Raw genomic sequence first — 17,298 nt, 5'->3', positions numbered from 1 at the left:
GCCCCCGCGACCTCGCGGCGAGGTCAGACCAACCAGCGCCGCGCTGTCGCGGCCGTTTTCTCGGGATCGAGACATGACGCTGAAAGCTGCCATCCTTGGGGCCTCGGGCTATACGGGTGCCGAACTCGTCCGCATCCTTGCGACCCATCCCCGGATCGAAATCGCCGCGCTTTCCGCCGACCGCAAGGCGGGGCAGGGCTATGACGAGGTTTTCCCGCATCTGCGACACCTGAAACTGCCGGTGCTGGTCCGGATGGAAGAGATCGACTTTTCCGGCATAGACTTGGTTTTCTGCGCGTTGCCGCATGGGCTGAGCCAGCCGCTGGTCGGGCAGTTACCGCGCAATGTAAAGATCGTGGATCTGGGTGCGGATTTCCGTCTGCGCGACCCAGCAGATTACAAGAAGTGGTATGGGCTTGATCATGCCGCGCCCGAGACGCAGCCCGAGGCGGTCTATGGCCTGACCGAATTCTATCGCGACCAGATCCGCCAGGCGCGGCTGGTCGCCGGCACCGGCTGCAATGCCGCCACCGTGCAATTCGCGCTGCGGCCGCTGATCGGTTCGGGTCTTATCGATCTGGACGACATCATCTGCGATCTCAAGAACGGGGTTTCCGGGGCAGGGCGTTCTCTTAAGGAAAACATGCTTTTCGCCGAGCGTTCCGAGGATGTCGCGGGCTATTCCCAAGGCGGCAAACATCGCCATCTGGGTGAGTTCGACCAGGAGTTCTCGGCCATTGCCGGGCGCGAGGTTCGTATCCAGTTCACCCCGCATCTGGTGCCGGTAAACCGGGGCATCCTTGCCTCATGCTATCTTAAGGGCGAGCCGCAGGCGGTGCATGCCGCGCTGACCTCGGCCTATGCCGATGAGCCGTTCATCGTCGTGCTGCCCTATGGCCAACTGCCCGCGATGGCGCATGTGCAGGGCTCGAACTTCTGCCATATCGGCGTGACAGGCGACCGGATTTCCGGGCGGACGCTGGTTGTCTCGACGCTGGACAACCTGTGCAAGGGGTCGTCGGGGCAGGCGGTGCAGAACGCCAACCTGATGCTGGGCCTGCCCGAAACCGAAGGGCTTATGCTCGCACCGATCTTCCCCTGACCCGGTTGCACCCGGGCAAAACTCTCGAAACCTTTATGACGGCGCGCGGAACCGGACAACGGGGCCGCGCGTCTTGTTTCGGTATGGGCGGTCCAAGCCGTCTTTTAGGAGGAAAGCAAGATGCCTAGCCTGATTGCGACGGCCGCTTTCGCGATGACGCTCGTGCTTGTCGGTTGTGGGGATAACGCCACCGAACGCGCCGCCACCGGCGGTCTGGGCGGCGCCGTTATCGCCGGTCCAGCGGGTGCGGTCGTAGGCGGAACCCTGGGTGCCGCGACCGCGGATTGATCTAAAGCGATCACTTTGCGAATAGAGCCCGCGAAATGAAAGGGGCGGGGCGATATGCGCCCCGCCCCGAATTTTCATGAATCAACCTTTGGCGCGTTCGACATAAGTCAGGTCGGCCGTATTGATGACAACCTTGGTGCCGACACCGATATGCGGCGGCACCATAATCCGCACGCCATTATGCGCTTGCGCGGGCTTGTAGCTGGAGGAGGCGGTCTGGCCTTTGACCACCGGCTCGGTTTCTACCACTTCCACCGTCACTTTTTGCGGCAGCTCCAGCGCGATGGCCACGCCGTTATGCACCTGCAAAAACACCCGTATGCCGTCCTCCAGGAACACCTTGTCGTCACCCACGACATCGGGCGAAACGACGACTTGCTCATAGCTTTCCGGCTCCATGAAATGGAAGCCTTCGCCATCTTCATAAAGGAAATCGTATTCGCGCTCATCGACATGGGCGCGCTCGACCTGTTCGGTGGTCTTCCAGCGTTCCGAAACCTTGTTGCCGTCCGAGATGCGGCGCAGGTCGACCTGCGTTGTCGGAGTGCCCTTGCCGGGGTGGAAGTTGGTCGCCGTCAGGACGACATGGAGACGGCCGTCGATTTCGACGACATTGCCTTTGCGGAGGCTGGAGGCGATGACTTTCAAGGCGGTTTCCCTTGCCTGCTTTTCAAATTCCGGGACACCGGATACGAAGTCCGGCGAAGATGACATCCCATAGCGTTTTTCGCAGCTTTGCGCCAGCCGCAAGCAGAAAACGACGCAGAGGCAGTGAGGTGCGCGCATGAGATCCGCCGATGAAACCCCTTGGTGGGACCGCGACCGCCATGCCGGACGCCGGCCGCTGCTGTTGGCGCGAGGGCGTATCCAGGCCGCGATCCGCAATTGGCTCGGTGCGCAGGATTTTGTCGAGGTCGATCCGCTGGCGCTAGCCATCAGTCCGGGGAACGAGGCGCATCTGCACGCCTTTGCCACCAATCATATCGGCAACGACGGGCAGGCGGTGCCGATGTATCTGCACACCAGCCCCGAATTCGCCATGAAAAAACTGCTGGCGGCGGGCGAGGAACGGATATTCGCCTTTAGCCACGTCTGGCGCAATCGCGAGCGGGGGCGGCTGCACAGTCCCGAATTCACCATGTTGGAATGGTATCGTTCTGGCGAAGATTATCGTGTTCTTTTCGATGATTGCGCGCAATACCTCCGGTTTGCGGCGGAATGTGCGGGAGCCGAGGTGCTGCGTTTCCGCGACGCCGAATGCGACCCCTATGCCACGCCCGATGTGATGAGCGTGGCCGAGGCGTTCCGTGAATATGCCGGTATCGACCTGCTCTCGACCTGCGATGGGGCCGAGACCGATACAAAAGCCTTGCGCGCGCAGGCCGAAGAGCAGGGCATCCGCCTTGCCGCGGACGATGGTTGGTCCGATATCCTGTCACATGTGCTGGTCGAAAAGGTCGAGCCGCATCTCGGCCATGGCCGGCCGTTGATCCTTGATCGCTATCCTGCGGCTGAGGCGGCGTTGGCCCGTCGCGCAGATGATGATCCCAGCGAGGCCGAGCGGTTCGAATTGTATGCCTGCGGCGTCGAGCTTGCCAACGGCTTTGGCGAGTTGACCGACCCGACAGAACAGCGCCGCCGTTTTGAGATGGAAATGACCGAGAAGGCGCGAATCTATGGCGAGCGTTATCCGCTGGACGAGGATTTTCTGGATGCGCTGGCCTTCATGCCACCGGCCTCGGGCTGTGCGCTGGGTTTCGACCGGCTGGTGATGCTGGCGACCGGAGCGCCCCGCATTGATGAGGTGATCTGGACGCCGTTACCATATCGTCAATAATCAATTAGTTACGTGAAATATATAAACTGTTTTATAAGAATGATTTGCTTTTCCAAAGGCGAGCTTCTGCCGTTACCCAGATTACCGCTTTCGGCCCGGTGTATGGGACGTTAGGCTGGCTCAAAAGGCTTGACCAAGGGGACAGACATGCGGTTTTCGTTGCGACTTTCGGCCACGCTGACGGCTTTGGCTTTGGTGCTTGGCGGCTGCGCCGGCAATTATTCCGGCACGGGCGTCTCACCACAAAGCCAAGAGATAAAATGGGGTCGCAACCAGAATCCGCCGCCCGAAAAGGTCGCGGGGCTGCGTAACTGGGTCGAGGGCTTCAAGGCCAGCGCACGCGGGCAGGGCATCAGCGACAGCACACTGGAGTTCGCTTTTCGTGACGTGACCTATAACCCCGAGGTCGTTCGTCGCTCGCAAAATCAGGCCGAATTCAAGAAATCGCTTTGGGAATATCTGGAAAATGCGGTTTCCGAAAAGCGCCAGACCAACGGCCGGGCAGCGCTGGCTCAATACGGCGGGGTGCTGAACCGTATCGAGGCGACCTATGGCGTGGACAAGGAAGTCGTCACTGCGGTTTGGGGCATGGAATCGACCTATGGCGAGCGGCGTGGCGACCTGCCGCTGATCGAAAGCCTCGCCACGCTCAGCTATGAAGGCTATCGCGGCGATTTCTTTCGCAGCCAGTTGATGGCGGCGCTGCGCATCCTGCAGTCGGGCGACATAGATCCCGCGCATATGACCGGCAGTTGGGCCGGCGCCATGGGGCACACCCAGTTCATCCCGACCACCTATCTAAGCTACGCGGCCGATTTCACCGGGGACGGCAGGCGGGACATCTGGTCCAACGATCCTTCGGACGCACTGGCCTCGGCGGCGAACTACCTGGCGAAATCCGGCTGGCAACGTGGCCTGCCTGCGGCGGTCGAGGTTACGCTGCCGGCCGGTTTCAACACCGCGCTGGCTGGCAAGGGCAAGCGCCGCAGCGTTGCAGAATGGCAGTCCCTGGGCGTGCGTCAGGCCAACCAGCGACCCTTGCCGCCCGCCGGCACCCCGACCGAGTTGATCCTTCCCGGAGGTCCATCGGGTGCGGCGTTCCTGATCACGCGCAACTTCCACGCCATCCTGCGCTACAATAATGCCGACAGCTACGCACTGGCGGTTTCTCATCTGGCGGACCGGCTGAAGGGTTACCCGGGCCTTGCCAATCCATGGCCAGCCGATCATCCGGGTCTGCGCATTGAGCAGCGTAAAGAAATGCAACGCCTGCTGACCGCCCGCGGTTTTGACACGCAGGGTGTCGATGGCAACGTCGGCTCGAACACGACCAACGCCATCAGGGCTTATCAAACCTCGCGCGGGCTGCCTGCCACCGGCGAGCCTTCGGCCGCGCTGCTTGAGCAGTTGCGTCGGGGCTGATCAGGCGATTTATCAAGCAAGTTGCCGGGACGTAATTTCAGAAGCGGCTCGGCAATTCATTTAGTTACATAACTCCGGTTATCGACTTAGCTATATCCACGGGGGACGTTGTTGTCCTCACCACCAAATAATGACCATTATGGGGTGATTTTTGTCCATTGGACGCGCGATTAATGCCCATTAGATTACAGCGCCTCAAAGATAATTGATGAATATCAATGGATTGAATTGATCCTGCCGGATCCCGTCAGCCAGGCGCTGCCAAGACCCAAGGCGATCCCGCCCTCATTGACGGCTTCCACATCTCCCGGCAAAGTTTGCTGCATCCGCTCCGGAACGTCACAGGACCCAAAAGATGTCCTGGCTCCAGAGCTTCCGAACTCTCTTTTGCTCACCGGGAAAGCCATGCTTTCCCGAACGGCGAAGACATGCCCCGAAGGAGGTTGCGATGCCAAACCCCGCCTGTCGGTCTCTGCCTGTCTGTCCGGGCTGATCGCCTTGCTGCACCCTGTGGCGATAGATTTCAGTCAGGACTGAACCTTCCCCCTGCCCCGTTCCGGTTTGCATGACCGCTGTCGTTCATCGCAGCGCCGGACACCGCAATAACCCCTGCTAACTGCTACCTGCGCAATCGGCCTTGTTCCGGCCGCCAGTCTAGCTTTGCCCGAAAGGACCTCACCCATGTCCCGCATCCGGTTCATCGAAGCCCGCTTTTTCGATCCCGAAGAGACAGCCTACAAGCTGGAACAGCGTTTCGAGCGGCATCCGCACCACTTGCGCTGTCGCCGCCTGGATCAGCAGACCGCCCCTGCCGATTGCCAGAATGAAGATGATGAGGATGACGAAGATCAGGGCACCGATCACAGCTTTCGGCTGGTCAAGCTCGGCGGAGATGACAGTTCCGCATTCAGTGTCGCATCAAACACCTGCTTGAGCGTCGAAAGGTCGCCAGTGGGCTGAGCCATCTGAAACGTGAAGCTGTCGAGCGTCTCGCGGTTTTGAAGGATGGCGCGCGCCTGGTCGTGATTCCCAACGAACATCGCGCTGATGAGATCGCCGCCAGTCTTCATGCCGACATGCCATGGATGGCGCCGGCCACCGAGATCGTCTGGCATGCCATGCGCCGCTGCGTGCATGAAGGGTGCGAAGGTCTGGGGCTGCCGCCGCTGCTGCTCGACGGGCCACCCGGCATCGGCAAGAGCTATTGGGCTCGCCGCCTGGGCGAACTGCTCGCGACCCCACGACCATCATCGAGGCGACCGGAGAAAACGCGTCGTTTGGAGTGGTCGGCAGCCAACGTGGCTGGGGTGGATCCTGTCCGGGGCGGCTCATCGAAACCATCTTGCAGACCCGGATCGCCAATCCAGTCGTGGTGGTGGACGAGGTCGAAAAGGCCGGCACTCCGACGTCGACCAATGGACATACGTTTGGCCTGGCGCAATCGTTACTACCCCTGCTGGAGCCGATGACCGCCCAACGCTGGAGCTGTCCCTATTTCCAGGTGAAGTTCGATATGACCTGGGTCATCTGGAGCCTTGATAGCCTGCGGGCACAGATCGCCCTTGCTTATCGGGCTGTTCCATTCTTTTGCGTGGCTGCGGCGCGGATCGCTGTCCATGGTCGCCCGTCGCTGGCGGCCAGCCCTGCCCCGATCAGCGCCATACCCGCAAAATGACGAGGAAGCAGAACCTCGCCCAGAAACAAGGTGCCAAGAAGGATTGCGCTGACCGGGATCAGGAATGTCACCAGCAGCAGGTTCGTCGCCCCCGCCGTGGCAAGGATGCGGAAATAGAGCACATAGGCCAGCGCAGTTGAAATTGCGGCCACGCCGATCACTGCGGCGATGCCGGCGGGGCTGGGCGCCGCAAGCGTCCATGGGCGGTCCAGCACCATCACCACCGGCAGCATGATCAGGCTTGACGCGATGACTTGTCCGGTCGCCGTGCTCAGGGGGCTGATCCCCATGGCGCGAAACCTGCGCCCGTAGATGCCTGCGAAAGCATAGGAAACCGCACCGGCAAGGCACATGAACTGCGCCGTCACATGCACCCCAAGATCGTTGAGTGCCCCGACGCCGATCATCACCGCAACTCCGATGAAGCCGATCAGGACGCCCGCGAGTTTCCCCCCGGTCATGCGTTCGTCGTTGGTCAGGATATGCGCGAGGATGACGGTGAACAGCGGCGTCGAGGCGTTCAGAATCGACGCAACGCCAGACGCGATATGTTGCTGCCCCCAGACGATCAGCGAGAATGGAATGACGTTGTTCAGCAGCCCCATGGCGAAGAATGCGCCCCAAACCCGCCGATCACGCGGCATTCGCTCTCCGCGCAACCGCAGGATGGTGAACAGGATGATAGCGGCCAGCGTCACGCGGGACACGACGACCGTGAACACCGGAAGTTCCCGCAAGGCGATGCTGTTAAAGAAGAACGATCCGCCCCAGACAAAGGCAAGCACCAGCAGCATGGTCCATTCCATCGCTGTCATGGGACGGTTGGCGAGAGGTGATGCTTCCATTTCTTCGTTTCTGCCCCTTGGGTTGTGCTGTGCAGCGAGGTGTCATGTCCGGACCGATCCAGGCGATCCGTTTCTTGCGTTTAAATCACCGAAAGGTCTGCGTCCCGCATGAAGATCCAGCCCGCCACCGCTAAGCCTCGCGCGGGAACCAATGCCGTGCCGGGCTGGATGCTGTCGAAACTGGGCGTCAGGAACGTCGTCTCCTCGCAAGAGGAATGGCCGACCGTGGGCTGGGAAACCCTCGCCAAGGCAAACCCGACCTTCATCGTCGCGGCCGAGATGAACCGCCGCCGTTTTCCGGCCGACTACATCGCCGTCAAGCGCGAGTATCTGACCGGTGATCCCGTCACCAGCGAAATGGAGCCCGAATACCTGATGGTCCAGCCCGGGGATACGGTCAAATTCATTGCCGCCGATCCCGGCCACAACGCCGCCACCATCGCCGGAATGATCCCCGGAGATGGCAGGAAGTTCGTGGGCAAGATCAACGAAGAGATCGAGGTCATCCTGACCGACGCGGGGATCTGGGGTATCAAATGCTCGCCGCATTACACCATGGGCATGGTGATGTTGATTCAGGTCGGCGACACCCCGGCCAACGAGGCCGACCTGCCTGACAACCTGCCCGATGCCGCGCGCCAACGCATGCTGGACATCCTTGAACGGCGCGATGCCGAAAGCTGAACCCGGCCGGGGTTGGTGGATGCGAAACCAAGGGATGACGGGACGGTGCCGCAACCAAGAACCCGCGACCCTTCGGGCTTGGAACTTTGCAATTTCTGTTGCAATGTGGCGGCAGGAGCAAATTCATGACCCATGCCTTACCGCCAAAAGACTATGAAGATCTGATCCGGTTGATCCACGAACGCCACGATCAGATGAGCAAGACATACCAGCGGATTTCGGTGTTTCTGACCCAGAATCCGAACGACGTCGCCGTGCAATCGGTCAATGCGATCGCCGACCGTTGCGGGATCCATGCCTCCAGCTTCGTGCGTTTCGCGCAGGCCCTTGGCTATAAAGGCTTCAAGGAATTGCAGTCTCTGTTCCAGCGACGTCTCGCCACGGCGGCACCGGGGTTTGAGGCCCGCGTGAAGGCGCTGGAGACCGAGTTGCATACCTCTGGCGACAGGAATGAATTCGGCTTTCTCAGCGATCTCGTGGTGCGGGATATCGCCTCATTGCAGGAAATGCTGACCGATATCCGGCAGGAGGACCTGGTCGAGGCCGCAACGCTGCTTCAGCATGCCGAGACGATCTATCTGATCGGCCAGATGCGTTCGCTGCCCGTGGTCGAGTTGATGCGCTATCAACTGACCATGATCGGCAAGCGGTGCATCCTGCTGGATTCGGCAGGCGGCATTTCTACCTATGTCGCCCGAACCATGACAAAGCGCGACGTGCTGATGGCAGTTTCATTCCGCTTTTACGCAAAGGAAGTGGTTGATGTCGTGGACGAAGCGGGGGCGAGAGGTATGGATGTCATTGCCATTTCCGACAGCACGCTTTCGCCCTTTGCCAAATCTGCGAAGGTTCTTTTCCCGGTTCCCGAGCATGACTATACTTTTTCACGCTCGCTGGCTGCGCCGATGTGTCTGGCGCAGGCCCTGACCATTTCAGTCGCCGCGCGCGTGCAACAGAATGCCGATGCACCGCGGATCCCGACCGTCACCGGCACGTAAGGCGCTGGCGCCGGTCCGACATGAGGTCAGCGCCGGGCCCTTCGGGCCTTGCAGCCCACAAAAGCGGCTCAGTTTCGATCTGCCATCGCTGTCCAGATACCCCCGGCCTCGGCGCTGTCGGCACAGGCTTCGACAAAACCCATGCCGCGCAAGCCGTCATCCACTCCGGAAACGACCGTCTCACCCGCACCCAGATCCCGGCCGCTGCGACGGCTGGCGATGATCAGTCCCGCCTCGGCATAAAGATTGGCCCAGGCGTCAGTCAGCGCCTCACCGTGGCCACGAGGCAGGTGCGTCAGAGCAGCCGCCGCCGGCACAATCCCCTGCCCCGCACCGCGACGAAAGATGCGCTCTTCTGCCTCAAGGGGAACAAAGCGCAGCTCCTCGGGATATTCCTGATCCCATTCCACCGTACCCCTGTCGCCCCAGACGCGGATGCGCAACGCGCAATAATGGCCGGCCACGGCATTGCTCAGATGCATCAGACCGGGCGCGCCATTGCTCAGGCGCAGCCCTATATGGGCAGTGTCGGGCTGCGGTTTGGCTCCGCCGCAAACGAACATATCGGCGCGCAGTTCAGACACATCCAGTCCGGTCAGGCTGTGCAGCAGGTGATAGGCGTGGGTGCCGATATCCCCGACGATCGAACTGCGCCCGACCCGCGCTGGATCTTGTCGCCATGGCGCGCCATCATCGGGTTGGGCGGCGATGTTCCAGTCCTGCAGGTATTCGACATGGACCTGGCGAACCTTGCCGATCCGGCCCTCTTCGATCAGCGCGCGCCCTTGCCGGACCATGGCGTGATGCGAAAACGGATAGGTCATCGACAGGCTGACGCCGGTACGTTTTTGCGCGGCGACCAACGCCTCGGCATCCGCGATGGTCGAGGTCATCGGCTTATCAAGGATGACATCGATTCCCGCATCGAGAAAGGCGATGGCGATCCGGGCGTGGCTGTCATTCGGCGTGCAGATCGAGACCGCCTCGATGCCGTCGGGACGGGTTGCCTCGGTCCGGGCCATCTCATGATAGTCGCTGTAGCTGCGCTCGGGCGCTATCACCCAATCCGCAGCCGACAGCGCGGCATTTTCGGGGCGCGAGGACAGCGCCCCCGCCACCACGTCGAAATGATTGGACAGCCGCGCGCCGGCGAAATGCCAGCTTCCCACCAGCCCACCGCGGCCGCCGCCCACGAAACCCAATCTCAGACGCCGCCCCAAAGGAGGCAGGCGCAGGTTGCTTCGGTCGTTGAAGCTCATTTCTCGTCGTCCTTCAGATCGTACCGCCCAGAGAGGCTTCAAGGCTTGCAAGCTCTTGCCCGCCCGCCATCATGTCCTGCAACTGCAAGGCATCGACTTCGCCGCGGATGGCGGTGCCCAGCGTCTGGCCGCGGTTGAGCACGGTAAAGCGGTCGCCCACGGCAAGGGCATGGCGCACGTTATGCGTGATGAAGACGACGCCGATCCCCTGTTTGCGTACCCGGTCGATGGTCCCCAGCACGTTCGCCGTCTGACGCACGCCAAGGGCCGAGGTCGGCTCATCCAGGATCAGCACCTTGGCGCCGAAATAGACGGCGCGGGCGATAGCGACCGTCTGGCGCTCGCCCCCCGACAGGGTGCCTACCGCCTGATCGGGTCCGCGCAGGTTGATGCCCATCTTTTTCATCTCGGCCATCGTCACTTCGTCGGCCTTTTTCATATCCATGCTGCGAAAGGGCGTGATGCCCTTTTCCGGCTCGCGGCCCATCCAGAAGTTCCGGGCCACGCTCATCAGCGGGATCATCGCCAGATCCTGGTAAACCGTGGCGATACCCGCCTTCATGGCATCGCGGGGGCTGTCGAAACTGAACGGCTGGCCGTCGATGAACATCTGGCCCGACGAAGGGCGATGCACACCCGACATGGTCTTGATAAAGGTCGACTTCCCCGCACCGTTGTCCCCCAGCAGGCAATGACACTCGCCGGCACGCACATCGAACGACACGCCGTTCAGCGCGATCACATGGCCGAAATGCTTCTTGATGTCGCGCATTTCCACGATAGGCGTGCCCATCAGCGTTCTCCCGTGATAATGCGGCGGATGTAGGTGTTCATGATCACCGCGACGAGCAGGATCGCACCCAGAAACACCCGGAACAGCGAGCTTTCGGCATTGGCGAAGAACAGCCCCTGCTGCACGACACCAAAGATGATCGCACCAAGCGCGGCACCGATGACCGATCCGTATCCGCCGGTCAGAAGCGCGCCGCCGATGACGACACAGATGATCGCCTCGAACTCTTTCAGCAGGCCTCGGTCGGCGGCGGCCGAGCCGAACTCCATCACTTGGCAGGTGGCGAAGACGGTGGCACAGAAGGCCGAGAACATGAACATCAGGATCTTGACGCGGTTGACCGGCACGCCGACGTAACGCGCCGCCTGCGCATCGCCGCCCGAGGCAAAGATCCAATTGCCGAATTTGGTCCGTGTCAGCAGCCAGTGGCCAAAGATCACCAGCCCAAGGGCCCAGACCAACAGCATCGGGATTCCCTCGATGATCGGCTGCCCGGCGCGGCTGCCGCGGGTGAAGGTCGCGATCCAGCCCGCGTCAGCCATCCATTGAAACAGCCCCGTCAGGATCTTGCCGCCAAAGACCGGCGCCAGCCAATCCCCCTGCGCCTTTTCGGCCACGCCGCCGATGATGGTCTGGCGGGTGAACCGGATCGAGCCCCAGATCGTCAGCCCGCGCAGGATATAAAGGAAAGCCAGCGTCACGATAAAGGACGGCAATCCGGTGCGGATCACCAGCCAGCCGTTCAAGGCCCCGATCGCCACGCAGAACGCAAAGGTAAAGATAATCGCCGCCCAAAGCGGCCAACCGATATGGACCGCCAAAATCGCCATGACCGTGCCTGAAAAGCCGATCATCGAACCCGTCGAAAGGTCGAACTCGCCCGCGATCATGAGCAGGCAGGCCCCGACAGCGATGATCATGAACTGCGCGGAAACCACGGTCCAGTTCATGATGCCTTCGGCGCGGAACATGCCGCTGTCGCCGGCAATGCTTGCGAAAAGGATAAAGACCAGAATGGTGCCGCAAATACCGCCCAGTTCGGGCCGGATCAGGGCGCGGCGCCAGGGCGAAACCGCTTTGATACGCTCGTCAGGCGCAGCTTGGGCTGCGTTGGTCATATTCGTTCCCCACAGATGAATATGGCCGGGATGGCGGCGACGCCTTCCCGGCCCCGCTGGAACATTTCAGCTCCAGATCGGTGTCAGGTCAGCGGAATTCGCCGGCAAGCGATTCGACGAAGTCGATATTGTCCTTGGTCACGAAGCCCGGCCCGGTGAAAACCGAATTCGAAGGCGCCACGCCGTAGCGGACAAAGGCGGTCAGGACCTGGATCGGGACCGAGCCTTGCAGGAAGGGTTGCTGGTCGATGGCAAAGTTGATCGTGCCGTCCTTGATCGCGGCCGAGATTTCGGGCGACAGGTCGAAAGTGCCGAAATAGATCTCGCCGTCCAGCCCCATATCCTTGACCGCGCGGATCGAAGGTTCGGCCGAGTTCGGGCCCAGCGTCAGGATCGCGCCGGTATCGGCATTGGCGGTAAGATAGGCTTTCACCTTGTTCTGGACTTCCGACGGGTCCATGCCCGAGTCGATCATCTGGTTGCCCAGTTCGACCCCGATACCGTCCGCAAATCCCCGGCAGCGCTCTACGGACTGCGGGTTGGTGATATAGTGGTTCACGCACAGAAATGAGGTGATGCCCTCTTCCTTGGCCCGCTCACCCGCGCCCAGCCCAGCCTCGTATTCCGGTTGGCCGACGTGAAGCAGCGCACCAAGCTGCTTGCTTTCCTCGACCGTGCCCGAGTTGACGGTCACGACGGGTATCCCCTTGGCGACGGCGTCCTTGATCGGGCCTTCCAGCACGTTGTAATCGGCGATGGTCACGATGATGCCGTCGACGCCCGCCGCCGACGCCTGCTGCACGATCCGCGCCATGTCGGCCAGATCGCCGGTCGGCGGATTGCGGTATTCGGTCGAGACGCCCATCTGCTCGTTGGTGACATTGATGGCGTTCTTGATCACGTTGAACCAACTGTCGCTGTCGGGTCCATGGCTGATCCATACGAACTGCTCATTTTCGGCATGCGCCGCACCCGCCATCGCGGTCACCGCCATGATTGCGCCAACCGCAACCGATCGAAGCATGGATTTCATTCTGACTTCCTCCCTTTTTTGGCTTCCCTGTCTTACCGCCGAAAGCCTTGGCGGATCCTTTGGTGTTTCGGACTCATGGACGGCGCTTGGCATCCTGGGCGTCCAGCGCCGCATTCAGCCGGGCCTGATCCCAACCCTCGGCGACGGCGCGGGCCAGCAGGTCCTGCTGGCTTTCCGGCGCTAGGCCGCCGATCGGCGGATCGGTGTCGAGGTTGGTGGGGAATGGATAACCATCCGCCGTGGCGGCGATCACGGCCTGCCGTTGCCGGGCTGAAAGTGCGCCCAGATAGGGGAAAATCGCACGCGACATGGCAGTCCGGTCGATCGCCTCCATATGCCGGGCAAAAGCCGAGGCGGTCTGGATCAGGTTGACCATCCGCACCACATCGCTGGTCCTGTTTTCGCCCGCGGCATGGAACAAAGCCGGGCTGAAAAAGATCGCATCGCCCTTTTCCAGCGGCAATTGCACGCAGCTTTTCTCGAAATAGTCGCGGAATTCGGGACGGGTGGCGGCAATATAGCCCTGCAAATAGCGTTGCGAATGCGGCAGCAGTTTGGTGGTGCCGCTTTCCACAGGCATATCGCAATGTGCCACCCCTCCCTGAAGGATCAGCGTCGGGCCGGTCGCATGGATATGATCGGGATATTCCGCCATCTGTTCGGGCGTCATGAAGCCCAGGTGATAGTCGCGATGCGGTGCCTGCGCCTTGCCGCCGGGCCGGACCTGGTTGACCTGCGTGGCGATCTGGTAGCCGGGTCCAAGCCATGCGCGACAGGCGATATCAATCACCGGATTGGCCATATAGCGCACATAGACCGCAGGGTCGTGCAGGCACAGCTTTTGCAGGCTGTTCCAGATGCGGTCATTGGCGCCGGCCTTGGCGAAATGGTCGCCCGCCGCAATTCCGGCCGCGCGCTCATGCGCGATGATGGCACGAAAAGCGTCGCTGGCCGCATCGATGGCGCCGGGATCGGTGAAGGCGCGCTTGACGACAAAGACGCCCGCGCCCTGCCCGATCACCGCGGCCCATTCCCCCGCAACGGCATTGGTCACCTTGTGACCATCGTAGATCGGGATGTTCTTTTCGATGGCTATGGCCGTGGGGCACTGATCGGCGGTTGTCTGTGTCTCTACCTGAGACCGGAATTCGTCCAGACGGATATCGGATACAAGATCCCTCACGATGCTCTCCCTTCATCGTCGGCCTCTGTTCAGACAGGCTGTCCTTCGGAATACTGCCCACGCCCCGGGGGCGATCCCTGCAACCCACTCCAGAAGAAATTGCAACCTTACTGCTTTCGCAATATTGATTGCAAGCTATCGCCTGAGTCAATAACTAATTCCCGCCCGAGGCCCTTATCCGATCACAAAGATCACAAGCGACTGCATGAACGGTGACAGACCTTGCACGCGCAGGCCCCGTGCAATGGCCCCGGGACCCTGCTTGCACAGGATGCCTATTTCGTCAGGAACTCCACGTTCGGATCGGTAACAAAACGCCAGTTGCGGCGCGGTCCGGCCATCACGTTCAGATAGTAAAGTTCGAACCCATGCGGCGCACCGCAGGGATGATGGCCGCGCGGGACCAGCACCACATCGCCGTCGCGGACCGCCATCACCTCATCCAGGCTGCCGTCATCGGTATAGACCCGCTGAAAGGCGAACCCCTGGGCCGGTCTGATCCGGTGATAATAGGTTTCCTCAAGATAGGTGACGCGGGGAAAGTCGTCCTCGTCATGGCGATGGCTGGGATAGCTCGACCAGTTGCCGGCCGGAGTGTAGACCTCGGTCACCAGCAGGCTGTCGCATACGTCTTCGGCCTCCATGGCGATGTTATTGACCAGCCGCAAGTTGCTGCCCGACCCACGTTCGGCAAGCATGATCCCCTCCGGGCCAAGTCTGCGGGCGGGATGGTTTCCCTTACCCGGGGCTGCACAGACCGCGATAACGCAATTCGTCTGCGCCACGGCGCTCCAGTCCTGTCCGTTCGGCACGTAAAGGCTGTGCGGCGGCGTTTTCTCAAACACATCCATCCTGTCGCCCAGAATGCCCCAGTCCTGCCCGGCGGCGGTGAAATGCGCCTTGCCCTCGACCATGACCAGAATGACCTCGTTATCGCCGCTGGCCTCTGCCGCCGTTTCTCCGGGCCGCAGGCGGTAAAGCGAAAACCCGACGTAGCGCCAGCCGGCCGAGGCCGGTGTGACCTGATGAACCTTGCCGGTGGTGCCAAAGGGCTTCAGTAAAAGGTGGCTCATGGTCTGCACTCCTGCAATGGCGCGTTTTCAGGCAAGGCTGTCGCGGCGGGCCTGATCCCAGATGTCGCAAAGCCGGCCATAGCGCTCCGCCATGTCGGCAATGGCCTGTTGATCCGAAAGCTGACCCGCCATCCAACCGCGCGCCGCTTCGCCAAAGATCGAGCGGCCGACGGCAAAGCCGCGCACCAGAGGTTGGGCCGCGGCGACACGGAAGCTGGCCGCCAGTTCCGTTTCAGGCGCGTCCAGACCAAGGATCACGATGCCCCGCGTGTTGGGGTCGTTCTCGGTGATGGCCGTCACGGCGTTGGCCCATGCCTGGGGGGTCTTCATCGGCTCCAGCTTCCACCAATCGGGAAAGATGCCAAGGCCGTAAAAGCGGCGGATGATCGTCGCGGTGGTCATATCATCGACCGGGCCCACCTTGGAGGGGATCACTTCCAGCAGAAACTCCAGCCGGTGGCGGCGGGCTGCCGAGAACAGGCGCAGCAAGACATCCTCTTGCGCGGCCCAGGTCGCCGCATCGTCATCCGGATGGCAAAAGCACAGAACCTTGACCACATGCTCAAGCGGCCATTCCGACAGCCCGCCGTAATCCGGGCCAAGCTCGGGCTCCAGCGTAAGCGGGCGCGAACCGGGCCATTCCACCGGCCGCCCGATCCAAAGCCCGGTCCCGGCCGCCGCATGAAGCGCCGCACGGCCCAGCCGGTTGTCGCAAAGGATGCCATAACCCGGACGCGCCGCCTGTACCTGGTGCGCGGCATCAAGGCAGAGCCGCTTGAAAGCGTCGATCCTTTCGGGCGTGGCGCCTGTCATCTGTTCCAGTTGCATCCGGTGATCAAAGGCAAAGACACGGATATCCGGCCAGTCTCCGCCCGCAAACGCGCGGCGGTTGGTGGACCAGTGCAACTGCTCCAACTCGGCATCGTTTCTCAGGTCGGGCCGAAGGATGCCGCGCCGCAGGAAGAACTCGAGCTCCTGCAACGAGGGATAGGCCGGCGCACAGCCGTGACGGCTGACGGCAAAGGCACCGCAGGCATTGGCATACTCCAGCGCGCGCGGCCAACCGGCATCGTCCAGCCACCCTTTGAGCAGCCCCGACATGAACCCGTCCCCGGCGCCCAGCACGTTGAAGACCTCGATGGGGAAGCCGGGTCCTGTCTCGCCCTGATCCAGCGCGGCCGGGATGGCGCCGGGAAAGGCCACCGCCCCCGCCGCGCCGCGTTTGCAAACCAGCGTGGCATCGCTGATCGCCCGTACCGCGCGCAGCGCCGCAAGCGTGTCGGTCGAGCCGCCGGCGATGTGGAATTCCTCCTCGGTTCCGACAATCAGGTCGAAAAGCCCAAGCGTCGATTGCAGCTTGGCGGTGACTTCTTCGCTTTCGACAAAGCGGCTTTCGCCGTCGCCATGGCCGGCGACACCCCAGAGATTGGGGCGATAGTCGATGTCCAGCGCCGTTCTTGCATGGTGCTTGCGGGCAAGATGCAACGCCTTCAGCACCGCGGCCTCGGTATTGGGGTGCGACAGGTGGGTGCCGGTCACCACCACAGCGCGGGAATCGGCGATAAGATCCTCGTCGATGTCATCCTCGCACAGTGCCATGTCGGCGCAATTCTCGCGGTAAAAGATCAGCGGGAAGCTGTGCTCGTCGCGGATGCCCAGCAGCACAAGCGCCGTCAGCCGGTCGGGATCGGTCTTGACGCCGCGCAGATCCACGCCTTCACGCGCCAGCTCCTCGCGGATGAAGCGGCCCATATGCTCGTCACCCACACGGGTGATCAATGCCGATTTCAACCCCAGCCGCGCGGTGCCCGCCGCCATGTTGGTAGGCGAGCCGCCGATGTATTTCTGAAAAGACCCCATATCTTCGAGACGACCGCCGATTTGCGCGCCGTAGAGGTCAACCGAAGAACGGCCAATGGTCACCAGATCCAGTTTCTTCGTCATTCCGTATCTCCATCGGAGCCGATGCCCTCGGCGATCCTACTTGC

At 61.7% G+C, this 17,298-nt stretch carries 17 protein-coding genes; 6 read left to right on the top strand and 11 right to left on the bottom strand.

Going from position 1 to position 17,298, the window contains the following annotated elements; all coding sequences use genetic code 11:
• Positions 1 to 73 precede the first annotated feature (73 nt).
• A complete protein-coding gene (argC, locus tag JWJ88_RS17650) occupies positions 74 to 1,102 on the top strand; it encodes an N-acetyl-gamma-glutamyl-phosphate reductase (RefSeq protein WP_205295751.1) in 1,029 nt (342 codons plus the stop codon).
• 120 nt (positions 1,103 to 1,222) lie between these two features.
• Positions 1,223 to 1,390 (top strand): hypothetical protein, encoded by a 168-nt coding sequence (locus JWJ88_RS17645; RefSeq protein WP_205296926.1) that lies wholly within the window; start codon positions 1,223 to 1,225, stop codon positions 1,388 to 1,390.
• A gap of 81 nt (positions 1,391 to 1,471) precedes the next feature.
• Here the strand turns inward: JWJ88_RS17645 and efp are convergent, their stop codons facing one another.
• Complete coding sequence (efp, locus tag JWJ88_RS17640) at positions 1,472 to 2,038, bottom strand: elongation factor P (RefSeq protein ID WP_205295750.1); 567 nt, start codon at positions 2,036 to 2,038, stop codon at positions 1,472 to 1,474.
• 136 nt (positions 2,039 to 2,174) lie between these two features.
• Between efp and epmA the strand changes: the two genes are divergently transcribed.
• Entirely contained in the window at positions 2,175 to 3,227 is a 1,053-nt protein-coding gene (gene epmA / locus JWJ88_RS17635) for an EF-P lysine aminoacylase EpmA (protein WP_205295749.1), read from the top strand.
• 147 nt (positions 3,228 to 3,374) lie between these two features.
• Positions 3,375 to 4,649: a lytic murein transglycosylase gene (locus JWJ88_RS17630; protein WP_205295748.1), complete on the top strand. Its 1,275-nt coding sequence runs from the start codon at positions 3,375 to 3,377 to the stop codon at positions 4,647 to 4,649.
• 675 nt (positions 4,650 to 5,324) lie between these two features.
• Here JWJ88_RS17630 and JWJ88_RS17625 read toward each other — a convergent pair.
• The 3 genes from JWJ88_RS17625 to JWJ88_RS17615 all read right to left on the bottom strand — a co-directional run bounded on the left by JWJ88_RS17625 (position 5,325) and on the right by JWJ88_RS17615 (position 7,118).
• Positions 5,325 to 5,513 (bottom strand): hypothetical protein, encoded by a 189-nt coding sequence (locus JWJ88_RS17625; RefSeq protein WP_205295747.1) that lies wholly within the window; start codon positions 5,511 to 5,513, stop codon positions 5,325 to 5,327.
• A complete protein-coding gene (locus tag JWJ88_RS17620; RefSeq protein WP_205295746.1) occupies positions 5,510 to 5,764 on the bottom strand; it encodes a hypothetical protein in 255 nt (84 codons plus the stop codon). The genes JWJ88_RS17625 and JWJ88_RS17620 overlap by 4 nt, the downstream gene beginning before the upstream one ends.
• Before the next feature lie 451 nt (positions 5,765 to 6,215).
• Positions 6,216 to 7,118: a DMT family transporter gene (locus JWJ88_RS17615; protein ID WP_240200277.1), complete on the bottom strand. Its 903-nt coding sequence runs from the start codon at positions 7,116 to 7,118 to the stop codon at positions 6,216 to 6,218.
• A 159-nt stretch (positions 7,119 to 7,277) separates the two neighbouring features.
• Between JWJ88_RS17615 and JWJ88_RS22230 the strand changes: the two genes are divergently transcribed.
• Together JWJ88_RS22230 and JWJ88_RS17605 are read left to right on the top strand one after the other, a co-directional pair.
• Positions 7,278 to 7,853 (top strand): plastocyanin/azurin family copper-binding protein, encoded by a 576-nt coding sequence (locus tag JWJ88_RS22230; protein ID WP_407673910.1) that lies wholly within the window; start codon positions 7,278 to 7,280, stop codon positions 7,851 to 7,853.
• Positions 7,854 to 7,978: 125 nt separating this feature from the next.
• Positions 7,979 to 8,851 carry a MurR/RpiR family transcriptional regulator gene (locus JWJ88_RS17605; protein WP_205295745.1) on the top strand — a complete coding sequence of 291 codons (873 nt, stop codon included), beginning with the start codon at positions 7,979 to 7,981 and terminating at the stop codon, positions 8,849 to 8,851.
• Between the two features lie 68 nt (positions 8,852 to 8,919).
• On the opposite strand, the gene JWJ88_RS17600 is transcribed toward JWJ88_RS17605, so the two are convergent.
• The 7 genes from JWJ88_RS17600 to JWJ88_RS17570 form a co-directional block, all read right to left on the bottom strand.
• Positions 8,920 to 10,110, bottom strand: a complete 1,191-nt coding sequence (locus tag JWJ88_RS17600) for a Gfo/Idh/MocA family protein (RefSeq protein WP_205295744.1) — start codon at positions 10,108 to 10,110, stop codon at positions 8,920 to 8,922.
• Between the two features lie 13 nt (positions 10,111 to 10,123).
• Positions 10,124 to 10,903 (bottom strand): ATP-binding cassette domain-containing protein, encoded by a 780-nt coding sequence (locus tag JWJ88_RS17595; protein ID WP_205295743.1) that lies wholly within the window; start codon positions 10,901 to 10,903, stop codon positions 10,124 to 10,126.
• Complete coding sequence (locus tag JWJ88_RS17590; RefSeq protein WP_205295742.1) at positions 10,903 to 12,021, bottom strand: ABC transporter permease; 1,119 nt, start codon at positions 12,019 to 12,021, stop codon at positions 10,903 to 10,905. The genes JWJ88_RS17595 and JWJ88_RS17590 overlap by 1 nt, the downstream gene beginning before the upstream one ends.
• Positions 12,022 to 12,109: 88 nt before the next feature.
• Positions 12,110 to 13,054 carry a sugar ABC transporter substrate-binding protein gene (locus tag JWJ88_RS17585; RefSeq protein WP_205295741.1) on the bottom strand — a complete coding sequence of 315 codons (945 nt, stop codon included), beginning with the start codon at positions 13,052 to 13,054 and terminating at the stop codon, positions 12,110 to 12,112.
• Positions 13,055 to 13,127: 73 nt separating this feature from the next.
• Complete coding sequence (locus tag JWJ88_RS17580; RefSeq protein ID WP_240200276.1) at positions 13,128 to 14,237, bottom strand: phytanoyl-CoA dioxygenase family protein; 1,110 nt, start codon at positions 14,235 to 14,237, stop codon at positions 13,128 to 13,130.
• Between the two features lie 275 nt (positions 14,238 to 14,512).
• Positions 14,513 to 15,310, bottom strand: coding sequence for a 5-deoxy-glucuronate isomerase (iolB, locus tag JWJ88_RS17575; protein ID WP_205295740.1), 798 nt, complete (start codon positions 15,308 to 15,310; stop codon positions 14,513 to 14,515).
• Between the two features lie 27 nt (positions 15,311 to 15,337).
• A complete protein-coding gene (locus tag JWJ88_RS17570; RefSeq protein ID WP_205295739.1) occupies positions 15,338 to 17,254 on the bottom strand; it encodes a bifunctional 5-dehydro-2-deoxygluconokinase/5-dehydro-2-deoxyphosphogluconate aldolase in 1,917 nt (638 codons plus the stop codon).
• Between the last annotated feature and the right edge of the window lie 44 nt (positions 17,255 to 17,298).

Origin of the sequence: Paracoccus methylovorus (assembly GCF_016919705.1) — a bacterium.
Lineage (GTDB): Bacteria > Pseudomonadota > Alphaproteobacteria > Rhodobacterales > Rhodobacteraceae > Paracoccus > Paracoccus methylovorus.
Note: the sequence above shows the minus strand (reverse complement) of the source record. Positions and strands in the feature narration are given on the sequence as shown.

Coding starts and splice junctions, on each gene's coding strand:
- argC (WP_205295751.1), top strand. CDS start 74: ATGACGCTGAAAGCTGCCATCCTTGGGGCCTCGGGCTATACGGGTGCC.
- JWJ88_RS17645 (WP_205296926.1), top strand. CDS start 1,223: ATGCCTAGCCTGATTGCGACGGCCGCTTTCGCGATGACGCTCGTGCTT.
- epmA (WP_205295749.1), top strand. CDS start 2,175: ATGAGATCCGCCGATGAAACCCCTTGGTGGGACCGCGACCGCCATGCC.
- JWJ88_RS17630 (WP_205295748.1), top strand. CDS start 3,375: ATGCGGTTTTCGTTGCGACTTTCGGCCACGCTGACGGCTTTGGCTTTG.
- JWJ88_RS17620 (WP_205295746.1), bottom strand. CDS start 5,764: ATGCCAGACGATCTCGGTGGCCGGCGCCATCCATGGCATGTCGGCATG.
- JWJ88_RS17615 (WP_240200277.1), bottom strand. CDS start 7,118: ATGCTGCTGGTGCTTGCCTTTGTCTGGGGCGGATCGTTCTTCTTTAAC.
- JWJ88_RS22230 (WP_407673910.1), top strand. CDS start 7,278: ATGAAGATCCAGCCCGCCACCGCTAAGCCTCGCGCGGGAACCAATGCC.
- JWJ88_RS17605 (WP_205295745.1), top strand. CDS start 7,979: ATGACCCATGCCTTACCGCCAAAAGACTATGAAGATCTGATCCGGTTG.
- JWJ88_RS17600 (WP_205295744.1), bottom strand. CDS start 10,110: ATGAGCTTCAACGACCGAAGCAACCTGCGCCTGCCTCCTTTGGGGCGG.
- JWJ88_RS17595 (WP_205295743.1), bottom strand. CDS start 10,903: ATGGGCACGCCTATCGTGGAAATGCGCGACATCAAGAAGCATTTCGGC.
- JWJ88_RS17590 (WP_205295742.1), bottom strand. CDS start 12,021: ATGACCAACGCAGCCCAAGCTGCGCCTGACGAGCGTATCAAAGCGGTT.
- JWJ88_RS17585 (WP_205295741.1), bottom strand. CDS start 13,054: ATGAAATCCATGCTTCGATCGGTTGCGGTTGGCGCAATCATGGCGGTG.
- iolB (WP_205295740.1), bottom strand. CDS start 15,310: ATGAGCCACCTTTTACTGAAGCCCTTTGGCACCACCGGCAAGGTTCAT.
- JWJ88_RS17570 (WP_205295739.1), bottom strand. CDS start 17,254: ATGACGAAGAAACTGGATCTGGTGACCATTGGCCGTTCTTCGGTTGAC.